General features: G+C 66.7%; 18 protein-coding genes. 9 read left to right on the top strand and 9 right to left on the bottom strand.

Annotated features, from left to right (window positions below; all coding sequences use genetic code 11):
* Window positions 1-19: 19 nt before the first annotated feature.
* Window positions 20-1,267: a magnesium transporter CorA family protein gene (locus WH303_RS21290; RefSeq protein ID WP_445228319.1), complete on the top strand. Its 1,248-nt coding sequence runs from the start codon at window positions 20-22 to the stop codon at window positions 1,265-1,267.
* A 23-nt stretch (window positions 1,268-1,290) separates the two neighbouring features.
* Here the strand turns inward: WH303_RS21290 and WH303_RS21285 are convergent, their stop codons facing one another.
* The 3 genes from WH303_RS21285 to WH303_RS21275 all read right to left on the bottom strand — a co-directional run bounded on the left by WH303_RS21285 (window position 1,291) and on the right by WH303_RS21275 (window position 5,455).
* The gene (locus WH303_RS21285; protein ID WP_339521026.1) at window positions 1,291-3,342 is read right to left on the bottom strand and encodes a bifunctional 2',3'-cyclic-nucleotide 2'-phosphodiesterase/3'-nucleotidase; all 2,052 of its coding nucleotides are present in this window, start codon (window positions 3,340-3,342) and stop codon (window positions 1,291-1,293) included.
* Between the two features lie 145 nt (window positions 3,343-3,487).
* The gene (locus WH303_RS21280; protein ID WP_021026525.1) at window positions 3,488-4,180 is read right to left on the bottom strand and encodes a dienelactone hydrolase family protein; all 693 of its coding nucleotides are present in this window, start codon (window positions 4,178-4,180) and stop codon (window positions 3,488-3,490) included.
* Between the two features lie 57 nt (window positions 4,181-4,237).
* Window positions 4,238-5,455 (bottom strand): MFS transporter, encoded by a 1,218-nt coding sequence (locus tag WH303_RS21275; RefSeq protein WP_339521025.1) that lies wholly within the window; start codon window positions 5,453-5,455, stop codon window positions 4,238-4,240.
* Between the two features lie 134 nt (window positions 5,456-5,589).
* Between WH303_RS21275 and WH303_RS21270 the strand changes: the two genes are divergently transcribed.
* From WH303_RS21270 to WH303_RS21245, 6 genes are all read left to right on the top strand, one after another.
* Window positions 5,590-6,465, top strand: a complete 876-nt coding sequence (locus WH303_RS21270; RefSeq protein ID WP_339521024.1) for a helix-turn-helix transcriptional regulator — start codon at window positions 5,590-5,592, stop codon at window positions 6,463-6,465.
* 79 nt (window positions 6,466-6,544) lie between these two features.
* Window positions 6,545-7,291: an SDR family oxidoreductase gene (locus WH303_RS21265; protein ID WP_339521023.1), complete on the top strand. Its 747-nt coding sequence runs from the start codon at window positions 6,545-6,547 to the stop codon at window positions 7,289-7,291.
* A 25-nt stretch (window positions 7,292-7,316) separates the two neighbouring features.
* The gene (gene creB, locus WH303_RS21260; protein WP_339521022.1) at window positions 7,317-8,033 is read left to right on the top strand and encodes a two-component system response regulator CreB; all 717 of its coding nucleotides are present in this window, start codon (window positions 7,317-7,319) and stop codon (window positions 8,031-8,033) included.
* A 9-nt stretch (window positions 8,034-8,042) separates the two neighbouring features.
* Window positions 8,043-9,515 carry a two-component system sensor histidine kinase CreC gene (gene creC, locus WH303_RS21255; RefSeq protein WP_339521021.1) on the top strand — a complete coding sequence of 491 codons (1,473 nt, stop codon included), beginning with the start codon at window positions 8,043-8,045 and terminating at the stop codon, window positions 9,513-9,515.
* Between the two features lie 110 nt (window positions 9,516-9,625).
* Window positions 9,626-11,047 carry a cell envelope integrity protein CreD gene (gene creD, locus WH303_RS21250; protein ID WP_339521020.1) on the top strand — a complete coding sequence of 474 codons (1,422 nt, stop codon included), beginning with the start codon at window positions 9,626-9,628 and terminating at the stop codon, window positions 11,045-11,047.
* A complete protein-coding gene (locus WH303_RS21245) occupies window positions 11,044-11,241 on the top strand; it encodes a hypothetical protein (RefSeq protein WP_021026518.1) in 198 nt (65 codons plus the stop codon). The genes creD and WH303_RS21245 overlap by 4 nt, the downstream gene beginning before the upstream one ends.
* 70 nt (window positions 11,242-11,311) lie before the next feature.
* On the opposite strand, the gene WH303_RS21240 is transcribed toward WH303_RS21245, so the two are convergent.
* From WH303_RS21240 to WH303_RS21220, 5 genes are all read right to left on the bottom strand, one after another.
* On the bottom strand, window positions 11,312-11,950 hold the full coding sequence (locus WH303_RS21240; protein ID WP_339521019.1) for a hypothetical protein: 639 nt from the start codon (window positions 11,948-11,950) through the stop codon (window positions 11,312-11,314).
* Window positions 11,950-12,567, bottom strand: a complete 618-nt coding sequence (locus WH303_RS21235; protein ID WP_445228318.1) for an ABC-type transport auxiliary lipoprotein family protein — start codon at window positions 12,565-12,567, stop codon at window positions 11,950-11,952. The genes WH303_RS21240 and WH303_RS21235 overlap by 1 nt, the downstream gene beginning before the upstream one ends.
* A 223-nt stretch (window positions 12,568-12,790) precedes the next feature.
* Window positions 12,791-13,756 (bottom strand): MlaD family protein, encoded by a 966-nt coding sequence (locus WH303_RS21230; RefSeq protein WP_021026793.1) that lies wholly within the window; start codon window positions 13,754-13,756, stop codon window positions 12,791-12,793.
* 2 nt (window positions 13,757-13,758) lie between these two features.
* The gene (locus tag WH303_RS21225; protein ID WP_339521017.1) at window positions 13,759-14,586 is read right to left on the bottom strand and encodes an ABC transporter ATP-binding protein; all 828 of its coding nucleotides are present in this window, start codon (window positions 14,584-14,586) and stop codon (window positions 13,759-13,761) included.
* 2 nt (window positions 14,587-14,588) lie between these two features.
* On the bottom strand, window positions 14,589-15,713 hold the full coding sequence (locus tag WH303_RS21220; protein ID WP_021026795.1) for an MlaE family ABC transporter permease: 1,125 nt from the start codon (window positions 15,711-15,713) through the stop codon (window positions 14,589-14,591).
* Window positions 15,714-16,007: 294 nt separating this feature from the next.
* Here WH303_RS21220 and WH303_RS21215 point away from each other — a divergent pair, with 294 nt between their 5' ends.
* Window positions 16,008-17,690 (top strand): GMC family oxidoreductase, encoded by a 1,683-nt coding sequence (locus WH303_RS21215; protein WP_339521016.1) that lies wholly within the window; start codon window positions 16,008-16,010, stop codon window positions 17,688-17,690.
* A 521-nt stretch (window positions 17,691-18,211) separates the two neighbouring features.
* Window positions 18,212-18,970 (top strand): sulfite exporter TauE/SafE family protein, encoded by a 759-nt coding sequence (locus WH303_RS21210; RefSeq protein ID WP_312988378.1) that lies wholly within the window; start codon window positions 18,212-18,214, stop codon window positions 18,968-18,970.
* 30 nt (window positions 18,971-19,000) lie between these two features.
* Here the strand turns inward: WH303_RS21210 and mrdA are convergent, their stop codons facing one another.
* Entirely contained in the window at window positions 19,001-20,953 is a 1,953-nt protein-coding gene (gene mrdA / locus WH303_RS21205; RefSeq protein ID WP_021026799.1) for a penicillin-binding protein 2, read from the bottom strand.
* Window positions 20,954-20,964: the final 11 nt, after the last annotated feature.

The raw sequence follows: 20,964 nt of genomic DNA, 5'->3' as shown, positions 1-20,964 counted from the left end.
CGCCTGAACCGAGCGAGGAATTCCGGTGAGTACACCCAGCAGCATCCGCATCTTTCACATCATCGGCAACGAGGCCAGCGAGCTGGCCGCCGTGCCCTATGAACTCCCCGACAAAGGCTTTTTGTGGCTGGCCTGCACGCGCGGTTACTTCAGCGAGCAGCTGGGCAGCCTGCAGCTGGCGCTGCAAAAGCTCAGCGGCGCGCCCCTGGTCGATCTGCATGTCTCCGACCTGCTCAATGCCCAGCTCCCCTCCCACTACGACTACACCTCGCAGTACGACCTGCTGGTGATACGGCGCCTGGCCAGCACCCCTTCGCAGGCGGGCACCGCCGCCTTGGCCGCCGCCCGGCGCACCGCCGCTGCCAAGCCCATCAATGAGGCGCCCCACATCAGCACCATCCCGGTCGGCTTTGCCGCCTGGGAGCGGGTGCTGCTGTCGGTGCACCCCGAGGACTGCACCGTGCGCGACGCCTATGCCCGGCGCCTGCTGCAGTTTGCCAAGGCCGGCGCGCCCGCCCCGCAGGATGCCAATGCGCCCGACCTGGGCCAGATATCGCATGCCACGCAAGAGCGCCTGGCACGCGAGGACAAGGCCTTTCGCAACCCCGGCAGCAGCCCCACACCGGGCGGCCTGCAGCCCATCCGCCTGCCCATGTCCCCGGCCGATCTGATGATGCGCGTGGTCAACATCATTGTGGACAACTACCTGGACCTGCGCCGCGAACTCTCGCGCCACCTGGACCAGTGGCAAAGCGCGCTGCTGTCGCCGCGCAAGCGCATTGCCAACTGGCAGGCGCTGCTCGAAGCGCGCCTGTCCCTGCACCAGCTCGACGAGATCTGCGAGGACCAGCGCGCGGCCGTGCAGGACTGGGTCGATGCGCTGGAGACCTGGCCCCAGCCCGAGGCGCCCAGCGCCCAGCGCGAGCTCGAAGCGCTCAAGGTGCGCAGCCGCGATGTGCTCGAACACATAGAGCGCGTGGTGCACCATGTGCGCCGGCTGGAGCAAAGCACCGAGACCGCCGTGCAGATGCATTTCTCGGTCCAGAGCAACCGTGCCAACGACATCATGCGCACGCTCACCACCATCACCGCCATCTTCCTGCCGCTCAACCTGATTGCCGCGATCTTTGGCATGAACTTCGAGTTCATCCCGCTCATCCACAAGGAAGACGGCTTTTGGTGGGCGATGGGCGTGATGGCCTGCATCACCGTGGCGCTGATCGGCTTTTTCTCGTACAAACGCTACCTGACCCGCACGGGTAGATAGCGCTTGCACCGCTGCTGGACGGCTTACTGGCCCAGATCAATGCGGTAGACCGCGCGCTGTGTGCCCGTGCCGTCATCGGCCTTGTCCAGCGAGACATTGGCCAGGCCCGCGGCCTGGGCGACCGACAGCGCGTTGGCCGCCGACGTGAACAGCACCTTGCCGGCCGTTGGCGTCTTGGCAAAGCGCCAGCTGTGGGCAGCGCCGTTGGCTGCGCGGGTCACCTGCGGGTGCTCCTTGATGTACGAGATCACCACATCGCGGTTGGCATCGGGCGAGGCATAGATCGTGGCGCGGCCATCGAGCTCCGGCAGAAAGCTCTTGCCGCTGGTGGCGCGGTAGTTGTTGGTGGCAATCACAAAGTCCTGCGCCGGGTCGATGGGCGCGCCCCTGTACTGCAGATCCACGATGCGGCTGCCGATGGGCTGGGTCACATCGATCTGGTAGCGCATGTCGGCGGTGGTGAACATGTCGAAGTTGTAGCCGGGGAAGCTGCTGATCAGCCACTGGTCTGCGGTGGCAGCCGGGTCGATGCGGTTGAAGCGCTGGGCAGCGGCCTCCAGCCAGCGCTTGATCTGCGCGCCGTTCACCTTTACCGCGTAGACGGTGTTGGGGTAGAGGTAGAGGTCGGCCGCGTTGTAGATCGCCAGCGGGCCGGCGGCCACATCGGTGTAGTCCGCACCGCCCTGGAAGCCCGACTTGAAAGGCGCGCTTACCGACAGCACCGGCAGCTGCGCGTACTGCGGCAGATTGGCCTGCACATAGCGCTGCACATAGTCCTGCTGCGCCTGGTTGACCAGCTGGATCGCGCCGGGGTCGCCCACATCGGCAAACTGCGTGCCCATGCGAAAGTCCGTCTGGCCCACCGGCGTTTTCACATAGCTGATCGCCGCCTGGTGCTGGCTCTTCACCACCGGTGCAATGCTGCTGTCAACGGCCACATAGCTGGTCTTGCCTGCGGCATCCTTGCCGGTGGTGGTGCTGCGCAGCTCCGACTTGCTCTGCGTCTTGTCCACGCTCCAGGCCTTGCCGTCCCACTTCAGCGCCAGCGCCACCACGCCCAGCGCCTTGCCCCAGCTGCTGGCCATCACCGCCGGCACGCCGTTGATGGTGCCGGCCTTGTTGTCGACCCCCGCCATGCTGAATGCCGGTTGCGCGGCCGTGTCGGGGAACACGCTGTGCTGGTGGCCCATCACCATCGCATCGATGCCCGCCACCTGGCTCAGGTAGAGGCCCGGGTTCTCCATGTCGGCGCGGTATTCCGAGGCGTCCAGGCCGCCGTGCAGCAGCGCCACAACGATGTCGGCGCCCTTGCTGCGCAGCTCGGGTACATACTTTTGCGCGGCCTCGACGGCGCCGGTCACCTGCACCTTGCCTTCCAGATGGCGCTTGTCCCAGCCGAGGATGCCGGGCGTGGTAAAGCCGATTACGCCGATCTTGATGGGCAGCTTGACGGCCTTGCCGTCGCTGTCGGTGCCGCTGATCTCGCGCTCCAGCACCACATAGGGCGACACCAGCGGGGCCTTGGTCTGGCTGCTGAGCACATTGGCCAGCGCCATCGGGTAGCCATTGCCCGCGCACTTCTTGCTGGCATCGACGCCATCGACCTGGAGGCCGCCACCGAGCACCTGGTTGAGAAAGGGCAGACCATAGTTGAACTCATGGTTGCCCAAGGTGCCGGCATCGAACTTGAACACGGCCATGGCCTTGTACATCGACAGCTGCTGGTCGCAGGCAATCGGCGCCACCTGCGCCTCGTAGTCGGCCAAGGCGGTGCCCTGGATGGTGTCGCCGTTGTCCACCAGCAAGGTATTGGCAAAGTCGCTGCGCGCCTGGCGGATCAGGGTGGCCGTGCGCTCAAAGCCATACGAGGGGTCATCGGCCAGTTTGAAGTAGTCGTAGCTGCGGATGTTGAAGTGCAGGTCGGTGGTCTCCAGCACCGCCAAGGTGGCGGTCGCCGATTTGGCGCTGCTGGAGCCGCCACCGCCGCAGGCCGTCAGCATGGCGGCAGCGGCCAGCGCGGCCAAGGGAAGCGGTGCCATCCGCAGATCGGCGGCACGGAAAAAGGGGGTGCGCATGGTGTTTGTCGTTGAAAGTGAGCGATGCGCGCATCATCTGCAGCCCCCATGACGACGGTGTTACGAAGACCCCCCGAAAATGCAACAAAGCCTTGCAGGCTCAGAACCTGCAAGGCTTGGTGCGGCGCTAGGCGGGAGTGACCGCTCAGCCTACATGCTTGGCAAAAAAGGCCATGCTGCGCGCCCGTGCGGCGGCCGATGCCGCTGCATCGTAGGAGCCGCGCTGGTCACAGTTGAAGCCGTGGTCGGCCGCGTAGACATAGACCTCGGCCTCGGGGTGGGCGCTGCGGAAGGCATCCACCGACGCCAGCGAGATCCAGTGGTCCTTGTCGCCAAAATGGGCCATCACCGGGCAATGCGGCTGGCGCGCGATCTCGTCGCCGGTGGTCATGCCGCCGCCGTAGTAGGGCACCGAAGCCGACAGGCCCTGGAGCTCGCAGGCTGCGCGCCAGGCCAGCAGACCGCCCCAGCAAAAGCCGGTGATGCCGACCTTGCCGCCGCTGCGGCGTGCGCCCTCGTCAATCGCGGCCTGCAGGTCCAGCAGCACGCCAGGGGCCACGGCGGGCGCTTCGGCAGCGGCCTTCAGGGCCACACCGGCCTGCATGTCGGCCTCGCTGTAGCCCAGGTCCACACCGGGCTTGACGCGGGCAAACGTGGCGGGCGCAATCGCCACATAGCCGCTTTGGGCAATGCGGTCCGCCACCGAGCGGATGTGCGAGTTGACACCAAAGATCTCCTGCACCACTACGATGGCGCCGCGTGCTTTGCCTTCAGGCTCGGCGATATAGGCGGGAAACACCTGGCCGTCGGCCGAGGTCAGATCTACAAAATGTCCCATAGCGATCACTCCTTGCTAAACAGATTCGACAGATGCGAGATGCGGGGGCCTGGTCGATTATGGCGTTGCGCAGGCCGCTGCCGGTGCCGGACGCGCCAGCATCGTCAGCCAGGCGGCCACCAGCAACAAGGCCAGCCCGCCATAGACCGCCGCCAGGCCCAAGCCGGTCTGCGGGTTCACCAGGTGGATGCCCAAGGACGCGAGCAGCGAGGTCAGCAAAAAGGCCAGACCACCGGCGATACCGCCCGACAAGGCAGCGTGTTTAGGGAACATCGACAGCACATTGGCAAAGTGGATATTGAACACCAGGCCCGCCGCCACATGGATGCAAAAGGCGACGGCCGCCATCACTTCCAGCGATGGCCAGGACGCGGGCAGCCAGGTTGTCAGCGCCAGCAGTGCGATGAAACCGGCCATCGCCAACAGCGCAGCCTGGTGCTTGGCCGCCAGCGAGCGCGCCATCGCCGCACGGGCGATCAGGCCGCCGCCCATCCAGGCCAGGCCCATCAGCAGCGCCAACGACCCCGTCGTCGTGGGCGGGCGGTGGTACACGGTCTCGACGATAAAGGGCGAGGCCATGCTCCAGCCCATCACCATCGCATACGCAGCGCTGACGCAGAGCACGCCGCGCGCAAAGGCGCGGTTGCGCATGATCTCCCAGGCCCGGCTGGCCACTTCACGGGGACGGATAGGCTGGGGCTGGGCGAGGGTCTCGCCGCCGCCCAGCAGCTCCAGCACCAGCGCAACCACCGAGAACACGGCCAGCACCACAAAGTTGGCGCGCCAGCCCCAGTGGGTCTGCACAAAGCCGCCAATAAAAGGCGCGCAGATGGGCCCCAGCGACCAGACCACGGTCATCCAGGTCAGGTAGCGCTGCAGCGCCGGGCCCCGGAACACATCGACAAAAAAGGTGCGCTTGCCGACCACGGCGACGGCGCCCAGCAGGCCTTGCAGCAGGCGCAGCGCGCAGATGACCACGATGTCGTCGCTGACGGCAATGGCCGCGCTCGACAGCGCAAACAGGGCCAGCGCCACCATCGTGGGCCGCCAGCGGCCAAAGCGGTCCAGCAGCACGCCCACCACCAGCTGGCCCAGGCCATAGCCGGCGATGAACAAGGTCAAGGTCAGCTGGATCTGGGAGGCGGTGCCGCCCAGGCTCTGGGCCATGGCGGGCATCGAGGGCAGGTAGATATCGGTGCCGATGCCCGACAGGGGGATCAGCAAAAAGGCCAGAAAAACGCCGAATGTGGCGTTGTCAGCAGTGATTCTTCGCATGGGAGTCCGCGCCTGAAAATAAACAGGGCGCCAGTGTGTTATGTTTTTTAGACTGGTACAAGATTCTGCTTAGCCTAGGCTTGGAAGGCCTATACTGCACTGCACCATTGCCGCTACCCTAACCGCCCATGACCATGCTTGCAGCCACCCCCACCCATGCCCCGCCTGCCGTTGCGGCCTCTGTCCCCTCGCAGGAGCTGGGCCACTTTCTGCGCGCCCGGCGCGAGAGCCTGTCGGCCGCGGCCATGGGCCTGGCGCGCCATGGCCGGGTGCGCACCCCGGGCCTGCGGCGCGAAGAGGTCGCCCAGCTCGCCGGCATTGGCGTGACCTGGTACACCAAGCTCGAACAGGGCCGCGAGGTGCAGCCCTCGCGCCAGGCGGTGGAGGCCATCGCCCGCGCGCTGCAATGCAATGACGACGAACTGCGCCACCTGCTGGTGCTGGCGGGCATCAAGCTCGACCAGCCCGCCGCCAGCGTGCTCGACGCACCGGGCTGCCTGCACCGGCAGTTGCTCGACAAGATGCTGCCCTACCCGGCCCAGATGCAAAGCGCTGCCTTTGACCTGCTCGACGCCAATGCCGCCTATGAGCGGCTGATGGGCGTATCGCTGCAGCAGCTGCCCGCGCTCGAGCGCAACTGCCTGCACATGAACCTGTTCAACCCGCAGTGGCAGCGCGTGATGCGCCATGAGCCCCAGGCCATCGAGCGCATGGTGGCCATGTTCCGCGCGGCCTACACCCAGCAAAGTGGCGACCCGGCGATAGCCCAGCGGCTGGACTACTTTCTGGCGCAGTCGCCGGTCTTCCGCAACGCCTGGGAGCGCTACCAGGTGCGCAGCCCGGAGAACAACGAAAAGACCTTTGACCACCCTGTTGTCGGCATCTTCCACCTGCGCCAGACCTACTGGTGGTCGGCCCCGCGCAACGGCATGCGCATGGTGGTCTACCTGCCCGTCAGCGACCAGGACGCCGAGACGCTGGACCGGCTGGCCGCGCTGCCCGCGCCTTGAATGCCGCCTGGGCATGCGGCGCAAGCTCGCCTAAGATAGGGCCTCGTAAGATAGGGCCTCTTTTGTGAGCCTCCATGCCATGACCTCAATCGTCCTTATCACCGGTGCCAGCCGTGGCATCGGTGCCGCCACTGCCGTCCTGGTCGCCCAGCATGGCTGGGATGTAGCCGTGAACTACAGCAGCAATGAAGCAGCGGCCCAGGCCGTGGTGCAGGCGGTGCAGGCCCTGGGCCGCCGCGCCATCGCCGTGCAGGCCGATGTGGCCGATGAGGGCCAGGTGTTGGCGATGTTTGCGCGCGTGGACAGCGAGCTGGGGCGCATCACGGGGCTGGTCAACAACGCCGGCGTGGTGGACCGCGCCCAGCGCCTGCAGGACATGGACATGGCGCGCTGGCGCCGCATGTTCGATACCAATGTGCTGGGCAGCTTTCTCTGCGCCCGCGAAGCGGTACGCCGCATGAGCACCGCCGAAGGCGGCGCGGGCGGCAGCATCGTCAATGTCTCGAGCCGGGCTGCCTGCCTGGGCTCGGCCCACCAGTATGTGGACTATGCGGCGTCCAAAGCCGCCATCGACACCATGACCCTGGGCCTCGCCCATGAGGTGGCCGCGCAAGGCATACGCGTCAACGGCGTGCGCCCGGGCCTGATCGAGACCGATATCCACGCCAGCGGCGGCCAGCCCGACCGCGTGCAGCGGCTGTCGGCCGGCGTGCCGCTGGGGCGCGGCGGCACCGCAGACGAAATCGCCCAGGCCATCTACTGGCTGATGTCCGAGCACAGCAGCTACTGCACCGGCTCCTTCATCGATGCCGGCGGCGGCCGCTAGGCCACCCGTTCTGACGGAACCCACCATGCACCCTGCTCCCCATGTTCTGCTGCTGGAAGACGATCCAGCCATTGCCCGCACCGTCTGCTATGCGCTCGAGCGCGATGGCATCGGCTGCACCCATAGCCTGTTGCTGGCCGATGCCTGCGCGCAGTGGGCCAGTGGCCATTTTGATGCGCTGCTGCTCGATGTGGGCCTGCCCGATGGCAATGGCCTGGACTGGTGCCGCCAGCTGCGCGCCAACGGCTCGCCCGCGCCCATCCTGGTGCTCAGCGCCCGGGGCGAAGAGGTGGACCGGGTACTGGGCCTGGAGCTGGGCGCCGATGACTACCTGAGCAAGCCCTTCAGCCCGCGCGAGCTGGTGGCCCGCACCCGCGCGTTGCTGCGCCGTGCCCAGCAATTTGCGCCGGCGCCGGCCAGCGCCAGCAGCGCCCCACCCCATGCCGCCAGTGCTGCCTTCCAGGTCGATGAGGCGGGCCAGTGCGTGCGCTTGCAGGGCGTGCTGCTGGACCTGACGCGGCGCGAGTTCCAGCTGCTCAGCAGCCTGCTGGCCGCGCAGGGCCGCATCCTCAGCCGCAACCATCTGCTCGATGCCGTCTGGGGCCTGCACAGCGACAGCACCGACCGCACGGTGGACACCCACATCAAGACCCTGCGCGCCAAGCTGCGCACCGTGGTGGCCGACCGCGACTTCATCACCACGCACCGCGGCATGGGCTACAGCCTGCGCGATGGCGACTGAGGACCGGCCATGCGTCTGGGGATCCGCCTGCTGTTTGCGTTCTTCCTGATCAACGGGCTGGCGGCCTTTTTTGTGCTGCGCGTGTTCATGGCCGAGATCAAGCCCAGCGTGCGCAAGGTGACCGAAGACACCCTGGTCGAGACCGCCTACCTGCTGGCCGCGCAGGCCAGCGATGACCTGGCCGATGGAAAGCTGGGCAGCGGTAGCGGCAGCAGCACCAGCCGCTTTGCCCAGCAGGTGCAGGCCGCCTTCCAGCAACCGCTGCGGGTGTGGATCTGGGACACGCGCAAGGCCACGCTGGACCTGCGCGTGACCGTGACCAATGCCCAGGGCCGCGTGCTGTTCGATTCTGCCGGCCAGGATGTGGGGGCCGACTACGCGCGCTGGCGCAATGTGGCGCTCACCTTGCGCGGCGAATACGGCGCCCGCACCTCACGCGAAGTGGCCACCGACGAGGCCACCAGCGTCATGTATGTCTCCGCGCCCATCGTGCGGGATGGCGCCATCGTCGGCGTGCTCACCGTCTCCAAGCCAGCCAATGCGGTGCAAAGCATCATCGACAGCAGCGAAAGCAAGATGCTGCGCGGCGGTGTGCTGTTTTTGCTGCTGTCGGCGGCCGTCGGCTTTGCCATCACCTGGTGGCTGGTGGTACAGGTGCGCAAGCTGCGCAGCTATGCCCAGCAGGTGCAGGGCCCCACCTTGCAGGAGGCCCAAAGCAGCCGCATCACCCGCGCGCCCAAGACACCCGAGGTGCCCGATGTTCCCGGCGAGCTGGGTGACCTGGCCCAGGCCATGGATTCGATGCGCCGGCGCCTGGAAGGGCGCGACTACATCGAAGGCTATGTGCGCGCGCTCACGCATGAGCTCAAAAGCCCGGTCGCCGCCATCCGGGGCGCGGGTGAGCTGCTGCAGGACGAGCTGCCCGCCGCCGACCGCGCGATGTTTGCCCAGCAGGTGGTGGACCAGAGCCTGCGCCTGCAAAACCTGATCGACCAGCTGATGCAGCTGAGCCAGCTGGAGCAGCGCAGCGCGCTGGCTACGGCCAGCCAGCACACCAGCCTGCGCGCCTGCGCCGAGCAGGCCATCGCGCAGCTGCAGGCCACCGCCACGCAAAAAGGCATTCAGCTGCTGCTGCAAGGCAATGACAGCCAGGGCGCCTGGGATGCGGCCCTGGTCACGCTGGCGATCAGCAACCTGCTGGCCAATGCGCTGGATTTCTCGCCCGCGCACAGCCAGATCGTGTTGACCTTGGCGCCTCAGCGCCTGAGCGTGCAGGACAGCGGCCCGGGCGTGCCGGCCAGCCTGCTGCCCCGCCTGGGCGAGCGCTTCTTCACCACGCCGCGCCCCAACGGCGAGCGCAGCGGCAGCGGGCTGGGCCTGTCCATCGTGCAGCGCATCATGCTGCTCCATGGCGGCCGGCTGCAGTTTGCCAACACCCAGCCCGGCCTGCGCGCCAGCCTCGATTTCTCGGCCCAGGACTGAGCCCTTCAGCCGCAGGCCGCTGCACTTCACACTGCCTTCACAGACTTCATGCTCGGCTCACCGGGGCCGCTGACACTCGCCGCACCGATACACAGAGCAACGAGGAATGCATGAAAAACAGACTGGTGCAAAAGGCCCTGAGCCTGGCCATCACCATGGCGCTTTTGCTGGTGGCGCTGATGATGATCAGCGATGTGGTGCGCGACCGCATCTACAACCGCGACCGCGCGGTACAAAGCGTGGTCAACAGCACCGCAGGGTCGCAGACCCTGTTTGGCCCGGTGCTGGCCCAGCGCTGCAGCCGTGAAGTCAGCGGCAAGGACAGCGAAGGGCGAGTGGAGACCCGGCTGGTCAGCTTTCAGCGCTATGCGCTGCCCGATGAGATCAGCCACCAGACGCGGGCCGAGATGCAGCCGCGCGCACGCGGCCTCTACCAGGTCAACACTTTCCTCATGCACGACAAGCTGGTCGCCCGCTTTGCGCCCGGCAACCAGCTGCAAGGCAAGCCCGAGGGCGGTGCCGTGCGCCACTGCGATGCGCCGCGCCTGGTCCTGCCGCTCAGCGATCCGCGCGGTATCCGCAGTGCGACTTTGCAGGTCGATGGCAAGCCGCTGCCACTGGAGCCGGGCACCGGCCACGGCGTCTACACCCGGGGCCTGCAGACCAAGCCCCTGACGGCCGCCAGTGGCAACGACAGCAGCGCCATCGAAGTGGTCGTGCTGCTGCAGCTGATGGGCACCGAGCGCCTGGCCTTTGTGCCGCTGGGCGGCACCAACCAGGTCAGCATGCAGGCCGACTGGCCCCATCCCTCGTTTGGTGGCAACTTTCTGCCGCTCAGCCGCGAGATCAGCGACCAGGGCTTCAACGCCAGCTGGAGCATCCCGGCGCTGGCCTCATCGGCGCGCCAGGCCTTTGTGCAGGAGCGCTCGCTGTGCAGTCTGGGCACGCCCGACACCAACTACCCCTACGCGACCGAAGAAAGCCAGTGCCTGGAGCAGTTCGGCACCAGCTTCATCGACCCGGTCAACCCCTATAGCCTGAGCGACCGCGCCACCAAGTACGGCCTGCTCTTTGTCGTGCTGACCTTTGTCGCCGTCGCCATGTTCGAGGTGCTCAAAAAGCTGCGCGTACACCCGGTGCAGTACCTGCTGGTGGGCTCGGCGCTGTGCATTTTCTTCCTGCTCCTGATCAGCCTGTCCGAGCACCTGGGCTTCAGCCAGGCCTATGCCATCGGCGCGGGCGCCTGCGTGCTGCTGCTGGGCTACTACGCCAGCCACATCCTGGGCAGCCTGCGGCGCGGCCTGCCGTTTGCCGCGCTGATTGCGCTGATGTATGGCCTGTTGTTTGTGCTGCTGCAGCTCGAACAAACCGCGCTGGCCGTTGGCTCGCTCGCGCTGTTTGCCGTGCTGGCGATCGTGATGGTGGCGACGCGCAAGGTCGACTGGTATGCCTTTGGCAAAGGGGACGCCCCCGAGCCAATTCCCACCCCCGCCCCCAAGACCTTTGCCCCACGCCCCCAGGAGAGCGCATGAACACCGACACCGGCATGGAACAGCAACGCCAGCAATGGCGCCAGGCCCAGCACCAGATGAGCCGCAGCCAGTTGCGCGCACTGCGTGACCAGTGGCTGGAGCGTGGCAGCCAGCTGCCGCTGCAGGCCAATGCCCGGCGCCTGATGTGGCTGCGGCTGCGCTGCTCGCTGTTGCTGGCGCAGCAGCGGTTCTGAACGTCTCGTCACCACCCAAAGCAACAAGGCAGCCCGAGGGCTGCCTTGTTGCTTTCTTAAAAATGAGGGCCTACTTGGTGGGCGATGCGCCGCTGCCCCGGCTGATGGCACGCAAGCGAGCTTCCGGCGACAGGCCGCGCACGCACTGCACATTGGCATCGCCCAGCAGGCTGTCGCACTTGCGGATGGCGGTGTCCAGATCGGCTTCGCGCTGGCGCTCGGCCTCGCTCTTGGGCGGCGTGAAGATGGACACCTCGCTGGCCGCCTGCTGGTGCGCATCCTGGATGCCGGCTGCGCGCTTTTGCTTGGCCTCGCGCAGGCAGTCCTGCTGCGCGCTCTTGCTGTCCTTGTCGTTGCCGGCATGGCGGGTCTTGCAGTCCTCGACCGCCAGCGCATGGCGCCGGTCCACCTGGGCGGCCAGGGCCTTGAAGCGGTTGTTGCCGCTGGGGTGGCGCTGCGCCTGCAGCTGGGCAGCGTCCACCGCGTGCTGGGTATCGGCCTCGACCGTGCAGCGGCGCTGCGCAGCTGATCCAGCGGCCAGGCGCTTGCAATGGGCCAGGGCTTTTTCAGCGCGTGCATCCAGCTGGGCTACGGCCTCGCGGTAGGCATCGTCGTCCATCTCGGCGGCCAGCAGCGGCACCACCGCCATGGCGCCCAGCACCCAGGCGGCCGACGCGCGCCACAGCGGGCGCCTCCATCCCCCGGGCATCAGCGCTTCTGTTGGCGCAGCCAGGTATCGAGCTGCTGGGCCACCTGGTCGGTGGCCGAGGCCAGTGCGGCGGCGGCACCGGCCGCATCGGGGCTGGCGGCGGGCTGCTGGGCCTGGAACACCTGCTGGGCCAGCCAACGCTCACCCTTGGGAGTGATTTCGCTCAGCGTCGCGCGGATGCGCAGCACGCCCTGGCTGGACTGGGCCGAATCGAAGACCTGGCTGAAATCCACCACTTCGAGGCGCAGCATCGCCGGGTAGCCGGTCTTGCGCAGCAGCTGGGTGGCACCATCGTCATCGAGCACCACGGCGCGCTGGCCGCTGAGCACATCGCGCATGCGCTGCTGGATCAGCTGCATGGCCGGCAGCACCCAACTGGCCTGGGTGTAGGGCCGCAGCTCGCGCACATCGGCATAGGCCAGGCGGTAGTAGATGGCAGCGCTGGCATCGGGCACGCCAGCGGCGCGCACATTGGCCAGCACCAGCGGCTCGGCACCGGGGGGGGGGGGGGGGGGGGGGGGGGGGGGGGGGGGGGGGGGGGGGGCCGGGCGGGGGCGGGCCGGCGGGGGGGGGGGGGGGGGGGGGGGGGGGGGGGGGGGGGGGCCGGGGGCGCCCATTGGCCCCCCCCCCGGCGCGGGGCCCCGGGCGCCCCCGGCGGGGGGCCCCCCGGGGGGGGCGCCCGGGCCAAAGTCATAACGGGCGACGGGTTGGGGCTTTTGCGGCAGGGCCGAGCAAGCGGCCAGCACCGCCACGGACGCAGCCACCAGGGCTGCGCGGCCCGCGCCTTGCAGGCGGCGGACCCAGGGCGCACGCAGGGAAGTAGAAATCATGGCATCCATCCTATCGGCCGCTGCCTGCGGCGGCAGGGGCTACAAAACCTGGCTCGCCAGGGCCCGGCAGCGCATTGGAGCTGCCATAAATCAGAGACTGCGGGTTGTTCTTGAACGCATCGGCCGTATCGCCCATGCGGCGTGCGGCCGAGCCCACGTCATGCATGGTGCGGCCCATCGCCGGCAAGGTGCTGCGGTTGAAGTTGTCGGCCGCATCGCTCACCTTCTCGACCGCCTGGCCCATCTGGTCGACCACGCCGCCCTTGGCCGCCAGGCTGCCCACTGCCGTGCTCACGTCATTGGAGGTCTTCTGGATACCCGCCAGTGTCTTGCGCGTATCCTGCGCGATGGCAGGAAGGCTGGCGAGGGCCGGGTCGAGCTTGGTATCGACCGTCACCATCAGGCGCTTGCTCAGCTGCTCCAGGCTCTGCGCTGCCTGGCCCAGGCTCTTCATGCTGTCCACCAGCACCTGCTGGTTGTCCTCGCTGAGCAGGTCGTTGACCTTGCGCGTCGCGTCTTCCACCTGCTGCAAGATGATGGGCCCCTGCTCGGCAATCTGGCCAAACGGTGAGGGCTTGACGCGCAGGCGCGGAATGCCGTCGGGGCCGGGGGGCAGCGGCGTGGTCTCGGTGTTGTCGTCATCGAGCTGGATATGGGCCAGGCCCGTGACCCCCTGGTAGCCGAGCATCGCGTAGGTGGTTTGCGTGATGGGCGCTTCCGCGTTGACCGCAATGATGATCAGCACCGTGCCGTCGCGGGCCGGGTCGAACTCGATCTTGGTCACGCGGCCCACGGCCACCCCCTTGTAGCGCACCGCCGCCTGCGGCTGCAGGCCGCTGACGGTCTCGCGGGTGGACAGTTCATAGCGGATGTAGTTCGTGTTGTCCCGGCCCATCCACAGGCTCAGGAAGATGACCAGCGCCGTGAGCAAGACCACAAACAATCCAGCCGCCAGTGCGTGTGATTTGTTTTCCATAGCTATTCCTTCACCCCACCAAGCGCCACTGGAGCCATTGCACGGCGTCCACGCTCACCCAGGAAGAAATGTTCAATAAAGGGGTGCTTGAACTGCACCACATCGGCCGGTGTGCCCGAGACAATCACCTTTTTTTCGGCCAGCACCGCCACGCGGGTGGACAGTGCAAACAAGGTATCGAGGTCATGGGTGACCATGACCACGGTCAGCCCCAGCTCGGCATGCAGGTCCTTGAGCAGCGCGCAGAACTCGTCCGAGCTGTTGGGGTCGAGCCCGGCCGTGGGCTCGTCGAGCAGCAAGAGGGGCGGGTCCATGATCAGCGACCGGGCCAGCGCCACGCGCTTGATCATGCCGCCCGACAGGTCAGAGGGCATGCGGGTGGCATGCTCGGGCTTGAGGCCCACCATCTGCAGCTTGACCATGGCCGCATCATGCACCACGGATTTGGGCAGCGTGCCCTGCTCGCTGAGCGGAAACGCGATGTTCTCGAGCACATTGAAGGCCGAGAACAGCGCGCCTTGCTGGAACAGCATGCCGATGCGCGAGGCTGCGCCGCGCAGGCTCAGCTCCTTGACGGGCTGGCCCATCACCAGCACCTCGCCCTTGGCCGGGTGCAGCAGCCCCAGCATCTGGCGCAGCAACACCGATTTGCCGGTGCCCGAGCCGCCCACCAGGGTCAGGATCTCGCCCCGGTAGACGGACATGTCCAGGTCCTGGTGGATCGCAAAGGCCCGGTCGCCCTGGCCGAACACGGTCCAGAGCTTGCGGATCTCGACCACTTTCTCATCGCTGGTCGGCGCGCTGGGGGGTTGGGAGATGGCATGGTTCATCGCTAGAACCCCACCTTGCGGAACGCGATCGCAAAGATCGCATCGAGCACGATCACCGCGGTGATCGAGATCACCACCGACGAGGTCGTGCCCCGGCCCAGGCTCTGGGTGTTGGGCTCGACCTCCAGCCCCCAGTGGCAGGCAATCAGCGCGATCGCCACCCCAAAGGTGACCGACTTGGCCAGCGCCAGGTAGAGGTTGGCGATATCGACCGCGCCGGGCATGGCCTGCAGAAAATAGGCGGGCGATACGCCCATGGCGGCATCGGCGGCCATCATGCCGCCGACCAGCGCGCAGACCGTGGTCCACATCGACACCAGCGGCATCGCCAGCGCCAGCGCCAGTGCGCGCGGCATCACCAGGCGGTAGCCCTGCGCAATGCCCATCACCTGCATCGCATCGAGTTCTTCGTTGACGCGCATGACGCCGATCTGCGCGGTAATGGCCGAGCCGGTACGGCCGGCTACCAGGATGGCGCCCAGCAAGGGCCCCAGCTCGCGCACCAGCGAGATGCCCAGAATATTGACGATGAAGGCATCGGCACCGAACTGGCGCAGCTGCAGCGACATCAGGTAGGCAAGCACCACGCCAATCAAGAAGCCCACCAGGGCCGTGATCGGCAGCGCGGTGGCACCCATCGCATACAGATGGCCCGATACATCGCGCCAGGGGCCACGCAGCGGGTTCTTGATGAGGCGCAGCACATCGAGCAGCAGCTGCCCCACCATCTCGACCATGCTGCGCACATGGGCCATGAAGCCCAGCAGCACCAGGCCCAGCTGGATCAGCCAGCCCCACCAGTTGACCTTGGTCTCCGGCGGGCAGCCCATCGTCAGCGACGCGACCCGTTCGAGCATCTGGCGCTGCAGCTCGGTGGTCCGCAGCTGCGCGGGCCACTGCTGGCCCCAGTGGTCCCACAGGAGCTGCGCGCCCACATGGTCGAGCCACTGCACCTCGCTCAGGTCCCAGCCCTGCTGGGCGCTGGGCGCGGCGCCATCGAGCTGGCGGCGCAGCTCACGCCACAGCGGGCGCTGGCCCAGCTCTGCCGCACCCCAGCGCCCACGCAGCTGCGCCCAGCGCTGCGTGCCGTCCTGAAGTTGCTGTAGATGAGGGGCTGTATCGTCCATGGGTCCAAAAACAAAGCGTGTCGCCCTGCGCGCACGCCATTCGCACTATAGCCGGTCTGTCACCCAGGCGCACCCAGCGGGCTGGCGATCACAGCGCGTGCCGCTGTAGGAAGGCATCGCCGAGCCGCGCTTGTGCGGCATCTACACCACGCTGGGCGGCCACGGGCAGGCAGTAGGCGCGATGGGTGACAGGGCATTGGTTTTCCCGCTTGGCAAGCCCGGCATACTGCTCACAAACTTGCCGATTCGATGGACCGAGGGAGCCCCATACTCCCAATGAGAAAAAGACCGCACATGCAATCTGGAGACAACACAAGTTTCGACTACATCGTCATCGGGGGAGGCACGGCGGGCGCACTGCTGTGCAACCGCCTCAGCGCCAAGACCCATAACCGGGTGCTGCTGATCGAGGCGGGCCGGCGCGATGACTACCACTGGATCCACATCCCCGTGGGCTATCTGTACTGCATCGGCAACCCGCGCACCGACTGGCTGTACAAGACCGAGCCCGATGCCGGGCTCAACGGCCGCAGCCTGCTCTACCCGCGCGGCAAGACCTTGGGCGGCTGCTCCAGCATCAACGGCATGATCTATATGCGCGGCCAGTCGCGCGACTACGACCACTGGGCCGAGCTGACCGGCGACGCCCGCTGGCGCTGGAATGACACGGTCAACTACTTCAAACGCCATGAAGACCACTGGCGCCTGGACCAGGAAGGCGAGACCAGCCCCAGCTTTGCGCAGTGGCATGGCAACCGCCGCACCGGCAGCACCGGCGAGTGGCGCGTCGAGAAGCAGCGCCTGCGCTGGGACATTCTGGACGCCTTTGCGCAAGCCGCCCAGCAAGCGGGCATCCCCGCCACCGATGACTTCAACCGGGGCAGCAACGAAGGCGTGGGCTATTTCGAGGTCAACCAGAAAAACGGCTGGCGCTGGAACACCGCCAAGGCCTTTTTGCGCCCCACCTGCTATGGGCGTTCCAACTTCGAGATGTGGACCAATGCCCAAGTCTCGCGCCTGGTGCTCGAGCGCCAGGCCGACGGCCAGCTCGCCTGCACCGGGGTGGAGGTCTGGACCGGCACCGAGATGACCATCGTCAAGGCCGACAAGGAAGTGGTGCTGAGCGCGGGCGCCATCAACTCGCCGCAGATTCTGCAGCTCTCAGGCATTGGGCCTGGTGACTTGCTGCAGCAGCATGGCATTGCCGTGCAGCATGACCTGCCCGGCGTCGGCGCCAATCTGCAGGACCATCTGCAGATCCGCTCGGTCTTCAAGATCGATGGCGCGCCCACCTTGAACGTGTTGGCCAGCAACCTCTGGGGCAAGGCCCAGATCGGGCTGGAATACCTGCTCAAGCGCAGCGGCCCGATGAGCATGGCGCCCTCGCAGCTGGGCGCCTTCACCCGCAGCAGCGCCAACCAGCCCCACCCCAATATCCAGTACCACGTGCAGCCGCTGTCGCTCGACGCCTTTGGCCAGCCGCTGCACAGCTTTCCGGCCTTCACCGCCAGCGTCTGCAACCTCAACCCCACGAGCCGCGGCACGGTGCAGATCAAGAACGCAGACTTCCGCACTGCCCCCGCGATTGCGCCCAACTACCTGTCCACCGCCGAGGACCGCCAGGTGGCAGCCGACAGCCTGCGCGTGACCCGCCGCATTGCCGCCCAGCCGGCGCTGGCCAAGTACCAGCCGGTGGAATGGAAGCCCGGCGCGCAATACCAAAGCGATGAGGATCTGGCGCGCCTGGCCGGCGATATCGCCACCACCATCTTCCACCCGGTGGGCACCACCAAGATGGGCGCCGACCACGACCCAATGGCCGTGCTCGACAGCGAGCTGCGCGTGCGCGGCGTGCGGGGTTTGCGTGTGGTCGATGCCGGAGCCATGCCCACCATCACCAGCGGCAACACCAACTCGCCGACCTTGATGCTCGCCGAGCGGGCCTCGGAGTGGATACGCGCCAGCCATGGGCCATGATGGTGCGCCGCAGAGTTTCAGCGCGGTTACAGCGTCCGTCGCGCTGACCCTGCCCTCTTCAAGGACAATCAAGCACCCAGCACGCCCTGAAACGGCAGTTTTGTCTCATTTTTTGCCGTTATGGGGCGGCTGGGCGCAGGAAAGGGGCAGAAATCGGTCGCATCCTGCAATCTGCACCAAATCAGTTACCTTTGGGGTAAATCCCAATGCACCATGCAGGTGCGATGACCTATAGTAGAGGCACTCGAGGCACTGAAACAGTGCTCTGCGAGAGGACCGAGGAGACATCTCTACAATTCGAACATTTATAAAAAGCATCAATAAAAATGAGATGCTCCTTCAAAGCGCCTTCGGGCGCTTTTGTTTTTCTGGCGCCGCATTCGCTGCCGCCCGCCTCCGCACCCGCCGGCCAGCCCATCACGGCCTGGCAGCACCGCCCCCGTCTGTTCCGCTGACAGCGCTGCATTTAGCGGCCCTGGTACGGTGCTGCACCCCACGCGGCGGTGCGACAATCTCGCCCCATGGAATGGATCTTCGTTACCTTCGCGTCGATGTTCGCGGGCTTTGTGGATGCGGTCGTCGGTGGTGGCGGCCTCATTTTGGTGCCCGCGCTGTTTGGCGCTTTCCCCTCTGCGCCGCCAGCCACCTTGCTGGGCACCAACAAGAGTGCAGGCGTCTGGGGCACCTTGATCTCGGCGCGCCAGTACGCCAAGCGCGTGGACATGCGCTGGGCCGCCATTGCACCGGCCGCAGGCGCGGGCTTTGTCGCCTCGCTGCTGGGGGCCTGGGCCGTCACCGTGGTCGACCCCAGCATGCTGCGCAAGGCCTTGCCGGTCATCCTGGTTGCCGTGCTGGCCTACACCTTGTACAAAAAGCAGCTGGGCCAGACCCATGCGCCGCGCTACAGCGGCCGCACCGAGGCCTGGGTGGCCTCGGCCATTGGGGCCACCATCGGCTTCTACGACGGCTTCTTTGGCCCGGGTACCGGCAGCTTCTTTGTGTTTCTGATGGTGCGCTGGCTGGGCTATGACTTTCTGAATGCCTCGGCGAGCGCCAAGATCCTCAATATCGCCACCAATATCGCGGCGCTGATCCTGTTCACCGCCAAGGGCCATGTCTGGTGGCACTTTGCGATTCCGCTGGCCGCAGCCAACATCCTGGGCAGCATGCTGGGCACCTGGATGGCCTTGAAAAAAGGCTCGGGCTTTGTGCGCGGCATGTTCATCGTCGTCGTGGCGGCGCTGATCCTCAAGACCGGCTACGACGCGTTCTTGCGCTAAGGGCGTGTTCCAGGGGCGGGGCCCCCGCCCTTATTGCCCCGGCTCGGCGGCCGGCTTGAGCTGGATATCTTCGACCCTGCGCGGCGTGCCCATCGGCGCGCGGCCGTCGCCGCGCTGCATCGCAGCCATGTCGGCCTCGCTGGGGTACTCGCCCATCAACCAGTAATCGATGATGCGGCGGGCAATGGGCGCGGCCGAGCCGGCACCAAAACCGGCATTCTCGACAATCACGCCGACGGCGATCTTGGGGTCTTCGGCCGGTGCAAAGGCGATATACAGCGCATGGTCGCGCTGGCGCTCTGCCAGGCGCGCGGCGTTGTACTTTTCCTTCTGGCCGATGCTGATGGCCTGGGCCGTGCCGGTCTTGCCGCCGGCCGTGTAGCGGGCCGTGCCAAAGGAGCCGCGCCCGGTGCCGCCCGTCACCACCGACACCATGCCGCGCTTGACCGCCTCGATATTGCTTTGCTTGTAGCCCAGGTTCACGGGCGGGGGCTGCTCGATGGGGCGGCGCTCGCCGGTGACCGGGTCAATCAGCGAGCGGCCCACATGCGGCACCCGGCTGTTGCCGTTGTCCAGGATCGTCGCCAGCGCATGGGTCAGCTGCAGGATGGTGAAGTTGTTGTAGCCCTGACCAATGCCCAGCGAAATGGTTTCGCCCGCATACCAGCGCTTTTGCTCGGGGCGCTTGTAGGTGTCGCGCTTCCAGGTGGTGCTGGGCAGCACGCCGCGCACCTCACCGGGCAGGTCGATGCCGGTGATCTGGCCAAAGCCCAGCGGTTTCATGAAATCATGGATCGCATCGACCCCCATCTCATTGGCCAGCGTGTAGAAATACACGTTGCTCGAATGCTGGATCGCGCGGTTCAGATCGACCGGGCCCAGCGCATGGCCGGAGCGGAAGGTGTGGCCGCCAAAGGTCCAGCTGCCGCCGTCCTGGATGATGGTCGAGGGCGTGCGCTTGCCCGTCTCCAGCCCCGCCAGGCCCATGAAGGGCTTGTAGGTGGAGCCGGTGGGGTAGGTGCCGCGCATCGCGCGGTTGAGCAAGGGGCGGTCGATGGATTCATTGAGCGCCTTCCAGCTTTCCTGGTCAATGCCTTCGACAAAGATATTGGGGTCGTAGGTGGGCTTGCTGACCATGGCCAGCAGCTCGCCGCTGCGCGGGTCGATCGCCACGGCCACGCCCCGGCGCTCGCCATACAGGTCCTCGACCATCTTCTGCAGCTTGATGTCCACCGACAGCACGACGCTCTCGCCGGGGGTGGCCGGGGAGCTGTCGAGCTTGCGCACCGCATGGCCGCCGGCCGAGGTCTCCATGCGCTCCACGCCGGTGTGGCCATGCAGCTCTTTTTCGTAGCTGGCTTCCACGCCGGTCTTGCCGATGTACTCGGTGCCCCGGTAGTTGGCCGCTTCGTCGGAGTCGTCGATGCGCTCCTTCTCGCGCTGGTTGATGCGGCCGATATAGCCGATCAGGTGGGCACCGGTCTCGCCCATCGGGTAGGAGCGAAACAGCCGCGCCTTCACATCCACACCGGGAAAGCGGTAGCGCTGGGCGGCAAACTTGGCCACTTCCTGGTCGGTCAGGCGCGAGCGGATCGGCAGCGAGTCGAAGTTGCGTGAATCCTCGCGCAGGCGCTTGAAGCGGCGCCGGTCACGCGGCGTGATCTCGATCAGCTGGGACAGCGCATCGATGGTCTCTTCGACATCGCCCACCTTGTAGGGCGTGATCTCCAGCGTGTAGGCCGAGTAGTTGGTGGCCAGCAGCACGCCATTGCGGTCATAGATCTGGCCCCGGTTGGGCACGATGGGCACCACCGCCGTGCGGTTGCTCTCGGCCTGCGCCAGCAGGTCATCATGGCGCTCGACCTGCAGCACATACAGGCGCGAGAGCAGAATGCCAAAGCACAGCACCACCACCAGACCGATGACGACCACCCGCAGCCGAAAGCGGCTGAAGGCGCGGTCTGAATTCTGGATCTCGGTCATGGTCTGCGCAC

It is taken from the genome of Comamonas sp. MYb69, assembly GCF_037479315.1.
In the GTDB taxonomy this organism is placed as follows: Bacteria; Pseudomonadota; Gammaproteobacteria; order Burkholderiales; family Burkholderiaceae_C; genus Comamonas.
The sequence above is the reverse complement of the archived record's forward strand: the minus strand, read 5'-3'. Positions and strand labels throughout refer to the sequence as shown.

What these genes read in the sequence shown, in the direction of transcription:
- creC (WP_339521021.1), top strand. Translation starts at nt 8,043, where the DNA reads ATGCGTCTGGGGATCCGCCTGCTGTTTGCGTTCTTCCTGATCAACGGG.
- mrdA (WP_021026799.1), bottom strand. Translation starts at nt 20,953, where the DNA reads ATGACCGAGATCCAGAATTCAGACCGCGCCTTCAGCCGCTTTCGGCTG.
- creB (WP_339521022.1), top strand. Translation starts at nt 7,317, where the DNA reads ATGCACCCTGCTCCCCATGTTCTGCTGCTGGAAGACGATCCAGCCATT.
- WH303_RS21265 (WP_339521023.1), top strand. Translation starts at nt 6,545, where the DNA reads ATGACCTCAATCGTCCTTATCACCGGTGCCAGCCGTGGCATCGGTGCC.
- creD (WP_339521020.1), top strand. Translation starts at nt 9,626, where the DNA reads ATGAAAAACAGACTGGTGCAAAAGGCCCTGAGCCTGGCCATCACCATG.
- WH303_RS21245 (WP_021026518.1), top strand. Translation starts at nt 11,044, where the DNA reads ATGAACACCGACACCGGCATGGAACAGCAACGCCAGCAATGGCGCCAG.
- WH303_RS21235 (WP_445228318.1), bottom strand. Translation starts at nt 12,567, where the DNA reads ATGGGCGCCCCCGGCCCCCCCCCCCCCCCCCCCCCCCCCCCCCCCCCC.
- WH303_RS21230 (WP_021026793.1), bottom strand. Translation starts at nt 13,756, where the DNA reads ATGGAAAACAAATCACACGCACTGGCGGCTGGATTGTTTGTGGTCTTG.
- WH303_RS21210 (WP_312988378.1), top strand. Translation starts at nt 18,212, where the DNA reads ATGGAATGGATCTTCGTTACCTTCGCGTCGATGTTCGCGGGCTTTGTG.
- WH303_RS21285 (WP_339521026.1), bottom strand. Translation starts at nt 3,342, where the DNA reads ATGCGCACCCCCTTTTTCCGTGCCGCCGATCTGCGGATGGCACCGCTT.
- WH303_RS21275 (WP_339521025.1), bottom strand. Translation starts at nt 5,455, where the DNA reads ATGCGAAGAATCACTGCTGACAACGCCACATTCGGCGTTTTTCTGGCC.
- WH303_RS21225 (WP_339521017.1), bottom strand. Translation starts at nt 14,586, where the DNA reads ATGAACCATGCCATCTCCCAACCCCCCAGCGCGCCGACCAGCGATGAG.
- WH303_RS21270 (WP_339521024.1), top strand. Translation starts at nt 5,590, where the DNA reads ATGCTTGCAGCCACCCCCACCCATGCCCCGCCTGCCGTTGCGGCCTCT.
- WH303_RS21280 (WP_021026525.1), bottom strand. Translation starts at nt 4,180, where the DNA reads ATGGGACATTTTGTAGATCTGACCTCGGCCGACGGCCAGGTGTTTCCC.
- WH303_RS21240 (WP_339521019.1), bottom strand. Translation starts at nt 11,950, where the DNA reads ATGCCCGGGGGATGGAGGCGCCCGCTGTGGCGCGCGTCGGCCGCCTGG.
- WH303_RS21215 (WP_339521016.1), top strand. Translation starts at nt 16,008, where the DNA reads ATGCAATCTGGAGACAACACAAGTTTCGACTACATCGTCATCGGGGGA.
- WH303_RS21220 (WP_021026795.1), bottom strand. Translation starts at nt 15,713, where the DNA reads ATGGACGATACAGCCCCTCATCTACAGCAACTTCAGGACGGCACGCAG.